The sequence below is a fragment of the Craterilacuibacter sp. genome, assembly GCF_051659485.1.
Classification (GTDB): Bacteria; Pseudomonadota; Gammaproteobacteria; order Burkholderiales; family Chromobacteriaceae; genus Craterilacuibacter.
The window spans coordinates 1-12807 of record NZ_JBOFOO010000128.1 but is presented as its reverse complement, the minus strand read 5'-3'; the positions used below and the strand labels follow the sequence as shown (position 1 = coordinate 12807).

13 protein-coding genes are annotated in these 12807 nt (G+C 59.1%); 4 read left to right on the top strand and 9 right to left on the bottom strand.

The features are described from left to right. Positions 1–231 (top strand): benzoate/H(+) symporter BenE family transporter (locus ACRC1E_RS04485; protein WP_438513911.1); only part of this gene is annotated, 231 nt, incomplete at its 5' end. A gap of 5 nt (positions 232–236) precedes the next feature. Here the strand turns inward: ACRC1E_RS04485 and ACRC1E_RS04480 are convergent. The 5 genes from ACRC1E_RS04480 to ACRC1E_RS04460 form a co-directional block, all read right to left on the bottom strand. Then, on the bottom strand, positions 237–863 hold the full coding sequence (locus ACRC1E_RS04480; protein ID WP_438513910.1) for a glutathione S-transferase family protein: 627 nt from the start codon (positions 861–863) through the stop codon (positions 237–239). A 159-nt stretch (positions 864–1022) separates the two neighbouring features. Next, positions 1023–1577, bottom strand: a complete 555-nt coding sequence (locus ACRC1E_RS04475) for a DUF1415 domain-containing protein (protein ID WP_438513909.1) — start codon at positions 1575–1577, stop codon at positions 1023–1025. Positions 1578–1659: 82 nt separating this feature from the next. Next, entirely contained in the window at positions 1660–2751 is a 1092-nt protein-coding gene (locus ACRC1E_RS04470; RefSeq protein WP_438513908.1) for a polyamine ABC transporter substrate-binding protein, read from the bottom strand. A gap of 232 nt (positions 2752–2983) precedes the next feature. After that, positions 2984–4075 (bottom strand): polyamine ABC transporter substrate-binding protein, encoded by a 1092-nt coding sequence (locus ACRC1E_RS04465; RefSeq protein WP_438513907.1) that lies wholly within the window; start codon positions 4073–4075, stop codon positions 2984–2986. 68 nt (positions 4076–4143) lie between these two features. Continuing rightward, entirely contained in the window at positions 4144–6087 is a 1944-nt protein-coding gene (locus tag ACRC1E_RS04460) for an amidohydrolase (protein WP_438513906.1), read from the bottom strand. 154 nt (positions 6088–6241) lie between these two features. Here ACRC1E_RS04460 and ACRC1E_RS04455 point away from each other — a divergent pair, with 154 nt between their 5' ends. Further along, on the top strand, positions 6242–6925 hold the full coding sequence (locus tag ACRC1E_RS04455) for a TetR/AcrR family transcriptional regulator (RefSeq protein ID WP_438513905.1): 684 nt from the start codon (positions 6242–6244) through the stop codon (positions 6923–6925). An 82-nt stretch (positions 6926–7007) separates the two neighbouring features. On the opposite strand, the gene ACRC1E_RS04450 is transcribed toward ACRC1E_RS04455, so the two are convergent. Genes ACRC1E_RS04450 through ACRC1E_RS04435 form a run of 4 tightly spaced genes read right to left on the bottom strand, consistent with a single transcriptional unit; the run spans position 7008 to position 10727 of the window. Then, complete coding sequence (locus tag ACRC1E_RS04450; RefSeq protein WP_438513904.1) at positions 7008–8447, bottom strand: NAD(P)/FAD-dependent oxidoreductase; 1440 nt, start codon at positions 8445–8447, stop codon at positions 7008–7010. Positions 8448–8488: 41 nt separating this feature from the next. Then, positions 8489–9277, bottom strand: coding sequence for a nuclear transport factor 2 family protein (locus ACRC1E_RS04445; RefSeq protein WP_438513903.1), 789 nt, complete (start codon positions 9275–9277; stop codon positions 8489–8491). After that, positions 9277–10149, bottom strand: a complete 873-nt coding sequence (gene hslO / locus ACRC1E_RS04440; RefSeq protein WP_438513902.1) for an Hsp33 family molecular chaperone HslO — start codon at positions 10147–10149, stop codon at positions 9277–9279. Before hslO ends, ACRC1E_RS04445 begins: the two co-directional genes overlap by 1 nt. Before the next feature lie 2 nt (positions 10150–10151). After that, the gene (locus tag ACRC1E_RS04435) at positions 10152–10727 is read right to left on the bottom strand and encodes an MFS transporter (protein ID WP_438513901.1); all 576 of its coding nucleotides are present in this window, start codon (positions 10725–10727) and stop codon (positions 10152–10154) included. A gap of 109 nt (positions 10728–10836) precedes the next feature. Here ACRC1E_RS04435 and ACRC1E_RS04430 point away from each other — a divergent pair, with 109 nt between their 5' ends. Together ACRC1E_RS04430 and ACRC1E_RS04425 are read left to right on the top strand one after the other, a co-directional pair. Then, positions 10837–11619, top strand: coding sequence for a class II glutamine amidotransferase (locus tag ACRC1E_RS04430; RefSeq protein ID WP_438513900.1), 783 nt, complete (start codon positions 10837–10839; stop codon positions 11617–11619). Between the two features lie 114 nt (positions 11620–11733). Further along, positions 11734–12807, top strand: a 1074-nt coding sequence (locus tag ACRC1E_RS04425; protein WP_438513899.1) for a DUF294 nucleotidyltransferase-like domain-containing protein, incomplete at its 3' end; no start/stop codon positions are given.

Genomic DNA, 12807 nt, shown 5'->3' with positions numbered 1-12807 from the left:
CTGGCGGCCTTTCCGCAGGCACTGGTGATGAGCATTGCCGGTATTGCCTTATTCGGCACCATCGCCGGCGGCCTCACCACCGCCATGCGCGACGACGCCATGCGCGAGCCGGCACTGATCACCTTTTTGATCACCGCTTCGGGTTTGAGCCTGTGGGGCATCGGCTCTGCATTCTGGGGCTTGCTGGGCGGGGCGCTGGCGCTATGGCTACTGCGCCCGCGCGCCAACTGAAACATTCAGGCCGACTGCGGCACCAGCATGCCGCGCTGCACGGCAGGACGCGCCGCCAGCTCGCCACACCAGCGCTTGACTGCCGGAAAGGCCGTCAGATCGACCATATGCCACTCGTGTCTGGCGACCCACGGGTAGAGCGCGATGTCGGCGATGCTGTATTCCCCGCCGGCGGCATAAGGCTGCGTGGCCAGCTGATGCTCCAGCACGCCATACAAGCGCAGCGTCTCGTCGTGATAGCGCTTTTGCGCATAGGGCAGCGTCTCCGGCGCGTAGCGCAAGAAATGGTGCGCCTGCCCCAGCATCGGGCCGAAGCCGCCCATCTGGAACATCAGCCACTGCAATACCCGGTAGCGGGCGGCGCCGTCTTTGGGTAAAAGCCGGCCGGTCTTTTCGGCGAGATAAATCAGGATGGCCCCCGACTCGAACAGCGCGATCGGCTGTCCGTCTGGCCCGTCCGGATCGAGGATGGCAGGAATCTTGTTGTTTGGGCTGATCTTTAGAAAATCGGGCGCAAACTGCTCACCCTGATTGATGTCCACCGGAAAAACGGCATAAGGCAGTCCCAGCTCTTCCAGCGCCACTGAAATCTTTTTGCCGTTGGGTGTTCCCCAAGTGTAAAGCTCTATCATGTGCAAGCCCCTGTCCAGTTAATACAAATATCATAGCCCGAAAGAATCAACTGTCAGGCATACGGATAGCTAAACAGTACTAAGCGGCATCAACGAAGTAGCCACTTACGGCATACCCTCCATCCATGATGCATGGCCTGGATGAATCTCCGCAAGCGCCTACTTGCGCATCGCAGCAGGAATCCCGAGGGCATCCCAGCCGGCCTGCCCCAGCTCCTGCAGCACGGCGATATTGCGCTCATAAATCGTGGCGGCCTCAGGGAAAGACTCGACCGCACGCGCGATGCTGGATTCGCGGATCAAATGCAGGGTCGGGTAAGGCGAACGGTTGGTGTAATTACTGATTTCGTCCGCAGCCGTACCGGCAAACTGGAAGTCGGGATGGAACGGGGCTATCTGCAAAATGCCGTCCAGACCATGCTCGGGCAAGGCCGCATCGGCAATATCCAGCATGTCGTTGAACGCCATAAAATCGGGAAACAGGGTCGGATGCACCAGCAAGGTGGTGTCGGTCTCTTCCGGGGAGGCCGCAGCCAGAAAATCCAGTTCCCGGTCCAGTTCTTCCAGAAAGGCATCCAGATGCGGCGCCGTGCTCACCACGATGCGGATCTGGTTTTTCACATACACCGATTTGGCAAACGGGCACAGATTCAGGCCGATGACGGCCTTTTCCAGCCAGATACGGGTGGCCGCAACAATCTGTTCTTGGTTCATGCTTCAGGCCTGCAAAGCGCCCAGTGTACGACGAAAAGCCCCTGCCCGCAGGGGCAGGGGCTAGCGCGGTAGCAGCCTAGGCCTAGTGGCCGGCCTTCAGGTTCTGCCACAGACGGGTGTAGCCCTGAATCACCTTGGGCGGCATGGTCAGCATCACAAAGCTGCTCTTGAGATCTTCCTTGGTCGGGAAGATGGAACGGTCGGCAGAAAACTCTTTTTTCACCAGTGGACGCGCGGTAATAGCGCCAGGTGCATAGGTCACCGCATTGGCGTTATTGGCGGCGATTTTCGAGTCCAGCGTATAGTTGATGAACTTCAGCGCATTGTCGCTGTTGGCGGCGCCCTTGGGGATGGCCAGGCTGTCAATCCACAGCCCGGTGCCCTGCTTGGGCATCAGCACCTCGATCTTCACCCCGTTTTTGGCTTCGGCTGCGCGGCGCTTGGCAATATTGAGGTCGCCCGAAAAGCCCATCGCCACACACACCGAGCCGCCGGCCAGCTCGTTGATATAACCGGATGACGAGAAACGGCTATACGATTTGCGTGCCTCTTTCAGTCCCGGCATCAGCGCCTTGTAGTCATCGATATTCGTGCTGTTCGGATTCTTGCCGTAGTAGTTGAGCGCCATCGGGAAAAATTCGGATGGCGACTCCAGCACACTGACACCGCAGCTCTTGAGCTTGGCCACCACCTCCGGCTTGAACACCATGTCCCACGGGTTCTCCGGCAGCTTGCCACCCAGCGCCTTCTTCACCTTGTCGGTATTGATGGCCAGCGTATTCACGCCCCAGAAATACGGCACGCCGTATTTATTACCCGGATCGAACTGCGCCATGATGCGCATCAGTTCAGGGTCGAGGTTCTTGAAGTTGGGGATCTTGCTCTTGTCGATAGGCTGGAACATACCGGCCTTGATGCCAAGATCCAGCGTATTGTGGGTCGGCACCACCAAGTCATAACCAGTATTGCCGGTCATCAGCTTGGCACGCAGGACTTCCATGCTGTCGTAAACGTCGTAACGCACCTTGACACCGTTGGCCTTCGCGAAATTGGGCACGGTATCTTCGGCGATATAGTCCGACCAATTGTAGATATTCAGCGTGCCTGCCGCCTGAATGGCGGGCGCCAGCAAGGCGAGGCCGAGGGCCAGGGTACTCAGCGGTTTCAGTTGCATCTCGGGCTTATCCTTTGTTGTCAGCTAGACGAAAGGCCGGCGTTTCTGCTGCGCCAGCTCCGACAAAGAGGCTAACCCCGACAGCATAAGCTGTCTAATGTTTTTTTAAACAATGAAAACAGAAGCGGCTACGATCAGGCAGAAACCACCTGCCTGCCTGATCGATAAGCGCCGCATAAGTAGAATAAAGCACCCACTCTACAATAAATCGTTGATTTATTTAAACGGCGCTTTACCGGCTAGCTTTCAGCCCCTGCCACAAGCGGGTATAGCCGCTGATGACCGGGCCTGGCAGGGTCTTGCCGACATAACTCCCTTGCAGGTCGGTGGCAGTGGGGAAAATGGTACGGTCGTTGACGTAAGCCTTGTCCATATACTGGCGGGCGGCGATCACGCCGGGCGCGTAGGTGACGGCATTAGCGTTGGCTGCCGCAATTTTCGGGTCCAGCATCGCATTGATAAAGCGGTAGGCATTGTCGATATTGACGGCATCCTTGGGGATCGCCATGGTATCCACCCAGACATCCAGCCCATTTTTCGGCAGCAGCACCTGCACCTTCACGCCGTTTTTGGCCTCGGCCGCCCGCCGCTTGGCAATATTCAGGTCACCCGAAAAACCCATCGCCACGCAGACCGATCCGCCGGCCAGCTCATTGATATAGCCGGACGACGAGAAGCGGCCATAGCCGGGGCGCAGCACCTTGAGTGCCGGCATGATGGCCTTGTAATCAGCCAGATTTTCCGTATTGGGATCTTTACCGTAATAATGCAAAGCGGCGGGGAAAAACTCGCTGGGCGAATCGAAGACGCTGATGCCACAGCTTTTCAGCTTGCTCACCAGCTCGGGCTTGAATACCAGATCCCACGGATTGTCCGGCAGCTTGCCGCCCAGCGCCTTCTGCACCTGATCGACATTGATACCTATCGTGTTGATGCCCCAGAAATATGGAACCGCATAGGTGTTACCCGGATCAAACTGCTGCATCAGCTTCATCAGCGCCGGGTCAAGGTTCTTGTAATTGGGGATCTTGCTCTTGTCCAAAGGCAGGAACATGCCGGCCTTGACCCCCAGACCCAGCGTATTGTGCGATGGCACCACAATGTCGTAACCGGTTTTGCCAGTCATCAACTTGGCACGCAACACCTCGTTGCTGTCGTAAATATCGTAACGTACCTTGATGCCGGTCGTTTTAACGAAATTCGGTACCGTGTTATCGGCGATATAGTCCGACCAGTTGTAGACGTTCAATACCCCGGCAGCCTCGACAGCGGGTAGCAAGCCGCCCAGCATCAGCAGCCAGTGCCACGGTTTTCCTTTGTTCATATCGCATCTCCGCTTAGAGGTGCTACGGGATCAGCATCAAGCACTGATGCTGATCCCGTACACCCTCCTTATTTTTTAAGGTAAACCGTTTTACCCATGAACACAGTCCTGTCGACCTGAGTGTCGGCGATTTTCTCCGGCGTACCTGCTTTTTCCAAATCAAACAGATTCTGGCTCAGTACGATAAAGTCGGCCGATTTGCCCGTCTCTATCGAGCCGGTGATCTTGTCCTGACGCACGGCACGTGCGCCATTGATCGTATAGGCCGCCAGCATTTCCGCCAACGGGCTACGCTGATAGGCAGTGAAATATTCTTTTCCTGCTGCGGATTTGGTCACACCGGCTGCAATATTGATAAACGGACGCGGGTCACGGCTATCCACCGGCGCATCGCTACCGGCGACCAGAATGGCCCCTGCCTTGCGCGAGGTTTCTGCCGGATAGACAGCCTTGGTGACGTAGCCTAACGGGTTGTACAAGAACTCGGCCAGATCCTGATCTTTGGTGCTGGGCTGAAGGAAAGGCGTAACCAGCATATCGTAAGCCATTTGCGGCGTAGTCCAGGCATAGGTGAAGGTCAGGAATACGCCCAACTCGCCCAAACGCTTCTGATCTTCTGGGCTCACCATCTGCAGGTGGGCAATGGTATGTGGAATCCCGGTCTTACCATTGCGATCGCGCGCCGCTTGCAAGGCATCCAGTGCGACGCGGGTACTGCGGTCACCAACGCTGTGCATATGAACACTGAAGCCATCTTTATCCAGCGCGCTGACGTAATCCTTCAGATCCTCCACCTCGTAATTGACAATGCCATTGTTATCCGAGTCTGTGCTATTCCCTACAATACTGGCCGTGTCGGTGGCAGGGTCGTACTTCATGTTCGGCGTCTGGTAATTGGCCAACATACCGGCATTAGGCAGGAAAGGCGGCTCGCTGAACGGGTCGCCTTCCAGGACGCCATCGACAAATATCTTGACCGCATCGGCCTTGATCAGCGGATTACCGGCAAATGCCTGCCTGACTTCGTTTGCCTTTTTCAAGTGGCCGGCGATATCGACCTTGCCGGCATAGTCATCAGCATTGAAACAGCTTGCCGCAGTGACGCGCATATTCAGCAAGCCCTTCTGCTGCATATTCAACAGGCGCTGGCGGATGAAATCGTTGGCACAGGCATCCTGCACACCGGTAATACCGCGTGATGCGATCAAGTCAGAAACCTGCGGCAAAATGGCATCGTACAGTTTGGCAGCCTCGGGGGAGCCACCACTCAGCAAGCCGGTGTCCGGCACAGGAATCCTGCTGCGTGCATCTTCGCGGATCACGCCGCTTTTAAGGTCGACGTAGGAAATAAACTCTTCGAACACCCCGCCATCACTCAGCGTCGTACTATTAAAACCGACGACCTTGCCGTCCTTGTCCTTGGCCATTGCCAATGCTTTTGAATTGTATGCGCTGGCATGGCCATCGGCACCAGCCAGCATCACCGGATTATTCGGGGCCACAGTATCTAATGCCAGCAATACGGTTTTGTAGTTGTCTGTCTCTTGATTGCCGTCGTAAGGTGACCACTGGTTCACCACCAGCCACTCGCCCTTGGCTGGCGCGTACTTGGGCAGACAGGCTTTGACCTTGTCGGCCAGTTCATCCAGCGTCACCGCCTGTCCGTCCAGATCACACATATCCAGTGGCACCGTCCCCAGCGTATGAATATGATTATCGTGCAGGCCGGGCATGACCATCTTGCCGCCCAGGTCCACCACCTTGTAGCCGCGGCTCTGATACTTCAGCGCATCTTCCTTGCTGCCAACCTGAATAAACTTGCCATCAGCCACCACGAAGGCCTCGGCAACTTGCCGTTTGTCATTCTGGGTATACGCCTTGGCATTGATATAGATGGTGCCACCATCATCGGCAGTCTTGCCGCTACCACCGCTACTGCAAGCAGAAAGAACGCCGGCAGCCAGCAATAACAGCGGCAAAGACAGCTTACGACTACGCATCGGGTACGACATAGGGTCTCCTCTTGGTTTTATTGCAGCTTTTACTGCACATTTGTTCTGCGTTCTTTATCGCAGCTATCGCAAAAAAATGCAGTTATTACTGTAATATCGCCATGATATTGTCGCTGCCATACCACAGCGCCTTGCCATTGATCCCGGAGATACCATGCTTGCTGCACCGCCACCTGACCCCAGCATTCCCGCCGCCTTGCGCATGCGCCGCGAACCCAAGCAGCAACGCACGCTGGAAGTGGCACGCAAGATCGAGCAGGCCACACTGGACCTGCTGGCCGAACAGGGCTTTTTTGCACTGAACACCAATGCCATCGCCGAACGTGCCGGGGTCGGCATCAAATCGCTTTACCACCTGTATCCCAACAAGGAAGCCATCATCTGCCGGCTGGCAACAGCGTGGCTGCAGGCGGTGCGCGCGGCGCAACAAGAGCTACGGGAACAGGATCTGGACTGGCCGCAGACGCTGGCCGTATTTGATCAGGCACTGGATACGCTGGATGAAAGTTTTTCCGGTCATGGCCCTTTGTGGCAGGCGATGGATTTGATCCCGGCTCTGCAGCAACTGGAAGCGGCACACGAACGCGAGCAGATAGCATTCTGGAGCGAGCGCCTGCGTCACTTCGGTTGCCGCTGGCCCGATGCCGACCTGGTGGCGCTGGTGATGTATTTTTACCGCACCGCCGACGTAGCCAAGCAGTGCGCCAAGGAAAACGGCGCAGCGGGCCCGCGAATGTGGCAGTTGCACCGTAACTGGCTGCAGCAGTTATTGGGTGCGGCCATCACTGAAGCGGAACCGGCGCGCATCCTGCACACACTGATGCCGTCCGGGCACTGAGCCCCGGCCGTCAAAATGCGCACTTGATCTTACGATTGGCCAGCCTTGAGCACTTGCGGTGCCAGCCATCGGAGATCTCGCTTCAATGCATCAGCCCGTCCAGCGCATCGGCACCGGCACCAAGCAGGCGGCGCAGGCCGGCGGGGATGTTTTGCCGGTCGCCAAGCGCATCGTCCAGCGCAAACACCGAGCGGATGGCGTGGTACCCCAGATAGCGCAGCGGCTCGGGCTCCCAGCGACGCAAGCGCACGATAGCCGCGTCGCCTTGCACCCAGCCTTGGCGTGTCGGCAGCGTGTCGTGCCCAGAGATCAGGCCGGCCAGCGTGCGCCCCATCAGGTTGCTGGCTCCCACCCCCTCGCCGCCGTAACCGCCGGCCCAGGCCAGCCCTTGGGCCCGATCCAGCAGCGCAAACGGGGTAAAGGCCCGCGCCAGACCCATCGTCCCGCCCCAGCCATGAGTGACGCGGACATCCTGTAGCTGGGGGAAAAAATCTCGCATCAGCCCGGCGCGGCTGACAAATTCGGCTCCCGCCGGGGCGAAATCCCAACGCGGCCGGCCAGCAAAGCGGTAGCCGCCACGGGCACCAAACAGCAGGCGGCCATCGGCAGTGCGCTGGCCATAGGTAATCCCGCGCGACAAATCGGCAAAAGCCGGCCGGTCGGCAAGACCGATTGCGTCCCATTGCGCGGCCGTTAACGGCTCGGTGGCGACGATCAGGCTTTGCACCGCCTGCACCCGCCCCTTAAGTTCGGGCAAGCTCGTGCTGGCGCCTTCCAGCGCCGGCACAATCCAGCGCGCGCTCACCGTCCCCTGATGCAAACTGAGCCGGCCATCAGCAAAACCCGTAACCGGACAGTTTTCATGCACCAGTACGCCCAGACGCCGCACCGCCAGAAGCAGGCCCTGTAGCAGTTTCAGTGGATGCAAGGTGGCGCAATGGGGCGAATACACCGCGCCCTGGGCCGCGGCAATCCGCGTCTTGGCACCCAGCTCACTTGCGGACAGCCAGCGAAAATCGGCTTCGCCGTGCCCGGCGGCATGCAGCCCGGCCAGCCAGTCGCCGGCGCGCCGTAGCTGCGCCACACCGCGCGCGGCATAGAGCACGCCGCCATGCGCCAGATCACAATCGATGCCCTCGCGCTCGCACACCGCCTTCACCTCATCGACGATGCCGTATAACAGTTGGCGCGTCGCTGTGCGCGCGTCGCCCTTCAGTCCGGCAAGCCACGCCTCTTGAGCGGCAATGCCGCCTATCAGCCAGCCGCCATTGCGGCCGGACGCACCAAAGCCGGCATGCGCCGCCTCGAACACCTGCACCTCAAGCGCCGGGTTCTGGCGCTTGAGATAATAGGCAGTCCACAAGCCGGTGTAGCCGGCACCAATAATGGCGACATCACACTCGCTGGCAATGGCAGTTGGAGAAGATGGCGCGGCGGCGGGCAAGGCCTCCTGCCACAAACAGCTTGCCGGCAGGCGCATCTTGCCGCCTATTGCAGCCTCACCGATAAAACCCGTCCCCATCGCCGCCCCCTAATCTATTCAGAATGCGGCAATACTAGGACCTATCGTGATGCCTTGTCGTGCGTGCGGGACCGGTCGAAATCAGCCGCAGCAAAATAGCGCTGCACCGTCGTGCCGGTTTGCTGGCGGAAAGCCTTGTAGAAAGTCGAGATGGAAGAGAAGCCGGCGCCAAGCGCCATCTCCATGGCGCCTGCGGGGCGTGCGTTCACAGGCAGCGCTAATAGGTGGGCGATGCGTGCGTGCGCAAGATAGGCATAGAAGTTGACACCCAGCACATGGTTAAGCGCGTGGGAGATCTGGTTGCGGGTGTAACCACTGGCTGCGGCCACCGCCGCCAGATTAAGCCCGGGGTCGAGATAGGGCCGGTGGCGGCTGAAATAGTCTTCAAGATCGGCGACCAGCCGTGCCAGACGCAAGGGCGACAGGCCGATGCGCCCCGCGCCCTGCGCCGGCATCTGGCCGGCGACCACACAGTATTCCTTGACTTCGATGATCAGGCCATCCTGCACCCGGATCACCTCGCTGCCGTGAAAACGCGTCAGCCGCCCGCCGGCCATGCGGCTTTTTACCGTATAGCAATACTGCAAAAAGGCACAGTCGCCGTCAACGCGGATGCGGTCGGTGTGTGCCAGCGATTCGTTGGCCCCCGACGGCAGGCTGTCGGCCACATAGTCGCGCAAGCCCGATAGCGTGATCAGACTGCGGCCGTGAAAATCATGGTAGCGCACTGCCGGGTGATACAAGGCCATCACCGCATCCACGTCCAGCGACTTCCAGGCATGATGATAGCGCTCGACCACCACACGCGTGGCGGCGCTATCGGCCTGCATCAGTGGCGCGCCTCGCGCACCGCATGCACCACATCCATCTGGAACAGCGCGTTGACATCGTCCTCGTCAAACACATACTGCTGATTGCAGAATTCGCAGTTAATCTCGACACTGCCCTGCTCCAGAATCACCCCGGCCACTTCTTCGCCGCCCAGCATCTTCAGCATGTCGCCGACGCGCTCCTGACTGCAGTTGCAGGCGAAGGCCAGTGTCTCGGCATCGAACAGGCGCACTTCGTCATCGTGATACAGACGGTGCAGGATCTCGGTACCGGCCAGCTCCAGCAGTTCCTGGCTGGACAGCGTTTCGGCCAGCATTTTGGCATGCGGCCAGCCCTCGGCATCGCCATGGCCATCCGGCAGGCGCTGCAACAGCAGACCCGCCGCGCTGCCGGCATCGGCCGTCAGGATCAGCTTGGTATCCAGCTGCTCGGAGCGCAGCATGTAGTTTTCCAGCATCTGCGCCAGATTCTCGCCTTCCAGCGCGACAATACCCTGCCACGGCTGGCCTTCTTTAGGCTCCAGCGTAATGACAAACTGAGCACCCTCGCCCAATAGTTGCGGCAGGCTTGCGCCCTCGGCAACGTCATCCCACTTGGCTGTCGCGCGCAAGGTGCGATCCGGATTGCTCTCGATCACGGCCAGCTTAAGCGCGCCTTTGCCGTGAATCTGCATGATCAGCGTGCCGTCAAACTTGAGGTTGGCAGCCAGCAATGCCGCCGCCGCCATCATCTGGCCCAGCACATCACGCACCGGCGCCGGGTAATGGCGGCGCGACAGCACCGCCTGCCAAGTGTCATCCAGACGGACAATGGCGCCGCGTACCGGCGCATCGTCAAAAATAAAGCGCTGCAGGGTATCGGTTTGCTTCATATTCATTCCTTGCCTAGCGTAAAAGTGTAAAGCGACATCGGCAACGCCGAACTGAGGTCAAACTCGCAACCAGCCTCGATGCCGCGCCGCGCAATGTCGGCTGCCGACAGCTCGCTCTGGTAACAGTTATACATCGCCCCCATGGCGTAAGCACGCCCGGAGCCTATCGCCCAATAACGGGAAAACTCGTACACCTCGCGCATCGGATAGACGCCGAAAATGCCGTGGCTATTGGCCAGCAGCAGCATCATATGGCTGGATTCGTACGGGTCGTCTTCCTCCTCGTCCGGCTTGAGAAAAAAGTGGTCCTTGAGCTTGGGATGCAGCTTGCGGAAGGTTTCGAAAATGCCGGCACGCGAACTCAGGTCGCGCGACTTCAGGCTTCGCAGCGCATTTTGCAGCACCAGATCATGTGCCGCCGAGCCGGCGATGGCGAAGTGGTGTTCACCGATGTGGAAGATCTTGTCGTGAAAACGGTCATAACCGGCCAGTAATTTCTGATCATCGCCAAACGTGGTCTGGCTGTCGGCAGCAATCGCGACTTCGTTCCCCTTGCGTACTACCACGATGGTAGTCATAGGCTCACCTTAGCTCCGACAAAAGCGGTAAGATTAAGGCCAAACCGCCAAATTACAAGGGCAAGCGCTCTTTCAAAGGCGCCAGCCCTGCCAGACGGAAACAGACCCCATGTGCCAACTGCTTGGAATGAACTGCAACACCCCGACCGACATCCTGTTTTCTTTCGAAGGCTTTCACCGCCGCGGCGGGCTGACCGACCACCATGCCGATGGCTGGGGTATCGCCTTCTTTGAAGGGCGCGGCGTGCGCCTGTTTATTGACGACAAGCCATCCAGCGACTCGCCGGTGGCCGGTCTGGTGCGCCGCTACCCGATCAAGTCGAAAAATGTCATCGCCCATATCCGCAAGGCCACCCAGGGTGAAATCCGGCTGGAAAACTGCCATCCTTTTGTGCGCGAGCTATGGGGGCAATACTGGATTTTCGCCCACAATGGCGACCTGAAAGACTTCCAGCCGGCGCAGGGACAGCATTACCAGCCGGTGGGCAGCACCGACTCGGAGCGCGCATTCTGCCATATCCTCGAGCAACTGCGATTGCGCTGGAATACCCCGCCCGACAGCGCGCAGCTATTTGACGAAATGACCCGTCTGGCGGCGCAAATCCGTCCGCACGGCACTTTCAATTTCATGCTGTCCAATGGCGAATGGCTGATCGCCCACTGCGCCACCCATCTGCACACCATCGTGCGCCAGGCTCCGTTCAACACCGCGCATCTGGTCGACGACGATGTCAGCATTGATTTTTCCACCGTCACCACGCCGCGTGACCGCGTTGCCGTCATCGCGACCCAGCCGCTGACCGACAACGAAAACTGGAGCGCGCTCGCACCGGGAGAGCTGGTGCTGTTTCGCGATGGCGCCGCACTGTATACCTCGCACCCAGCCTCCTGAGTACGGAAAGCCGCGCACGATCTGTTGCGCTCATCGGACAGATCTCCGCATAAAGTAGCCACGCAGACAGCGTGGCTATATGCTTTGTAGATACCTTTGCCTGCGAATCCCAAGATGACACGCTTCGACTTCAGCCACCCGCCCTTTGATACCCTGAGCCCCAGCGAACAGCAGGTGCTGGAACAAGGTGCCGACATCGTGTTTTTTGCCGACGACAGCGAAATCATGGGGCCGGGCAGCGGGGTCGATACCCTGTGGGTGGTGATCAAGGGCATCGTGCGCGAAATGGCCGGTGACGAGGTGATCGGTGTCTACCGCGAGCGCGATACCTTCGACGCGCGCGCGCTGATTGCCGGCGAAACCCGCCACCGCTTTATCGTGTATGAAGAAGCACTGCTGTATGCCATTCCGCGCGCCAAGATTCTAGAGCTGACCGAACGCAACCTGCGCTTCGGGGCCTTTTTCTTCGCCAGCATCGCGCAGAAACTGGGCTCCCAGTCCGAGCGGGCCGGCAACCGCGAACTGCAGACCCTGCTGACCGCCACTGTGCGCGATGTCAAACTGCGCGAGCCGGTTATCGTATCCGGCGACACTCCCTTGCTGCAGGCGGCACAGGCGATGAAAGCCCAGCGCGTCAAATCGCTGCTGGTGCAGCATCAGGAGAAGCTGGGCATCTATACCACCACCGATTTTCGCGATGTCATCATTAACGGCATTGCCTTCAGCACCCCCTTGTCCGAACTGGCGCAATTTTCACTCTTGAGCGTCGATATCGACGACTTCCTGTTCAATGCGCTGCTGACCATGACGCGCCACAATATCCGCCGTCTGGTGGTTACCGAGAATGGAGCCGCCATCGGCATTCTGGCGCAAGTGGATGTGCTGTCCTACTTCTCCAACCATTCGCACCTGATTGCCCAGCGCATCGAGCGGGCCGGCAGCCTTACCGAACTGGCCGAAGCCGCCGGCCAGATCACCCGCCTAACCCGCATCCTGTCCGGCAACGGCATCAAGGCACCGCAACTGGCGCGGCTGGTGCAGACCCTGAGCGCACGCCTGTTCGAGCGCACCTGGCAGCAACTGGCATCACCGGCGCTACAACAGAACAGCTGTCTGATCGTGATGGGTTCGGAGGGGCGTGGCGAACAAATACTCAAGACCGATCAGGACAACGCCCTGATCATCCGC

Coding starts and splice junctions, on each gene's coding strand:
- ACRC1E_RS04480 (WP_438513910.1), bottom strand. CDS start 863: ATGATAGAGCTTTACACTTGGGGAACACCCAACGGCAAAAAGATTTCA.
- ACRC1E_RS04475 (WP_438513909.1), bottom strand. CDS start 1,577: ATGAACCAAGAACAGATTGTTGCGGCCACCCGTATCTGGCTGGAAAAG.
- ACRC1E_RS04470 (WP_438513908.1), bottom strand. CDS start 2,751: ATGCAACTGAAACCGCTGAGTACCCTGGCCCTCGGCCTCGCCTTGCTG.
- ACRC1E_RS04465 (WP_438513907.1), bottom strand. CDS start 4,075: ATGAACAAAGGAAAACCGTGGCACTGGCTGCTGATGCTGGGCGGCTTG.
- ACRC1E_RS04460 (WP_438513906.1), bottom strand. CDS start 6,087: ATGTCGTACCCGATGCGTAGTCGTAAGCTGTCTTTGCCGCTGTTATTG.
- ACRC1E_RS04455 (WP_438513905.1), top strand. CDS start 6,242: ATGCTTGCTGCACCGCCACCTGACCCCAGCATTCCCGCCGCCTTGCGC.
- ACRC1E_RS04450 (WP_438513904.1), bottom strand. CDS start 8,447: ATGGGGACGGGTTTTATCGGTGAGGCTGCAATAGGCGGCAAGATGCGC.
- ACRC1E_RS04445 (WP_438513903.1), bottom strand. CDS start 9,277: ATGCAGGCCGATAGCGCCGCCACGCGTGTGGTGGTCGAGCGCTATCAT.
- hslO (WP_438513902.1), bottom strand. CDS start 10,149: ATGAAGCAAACCGATACCCTGCAGCGCTTTATTTTTGACGATGCGCCG.
- ACRC1E_RS04435 (WP_438513901.1), bottom strand. CDS start 10,727: ATGACTACCATCGTGGTAGTACGCAAGGGGAACGAAGTCGCGATTGCT.
- ACRC1E_RS04430 (WP_438513900.1), top strand. CDS start 10,837: ATGTGCCAACTGCTTGGAATGAACTGCAACACCCCGACCGACATCCTG.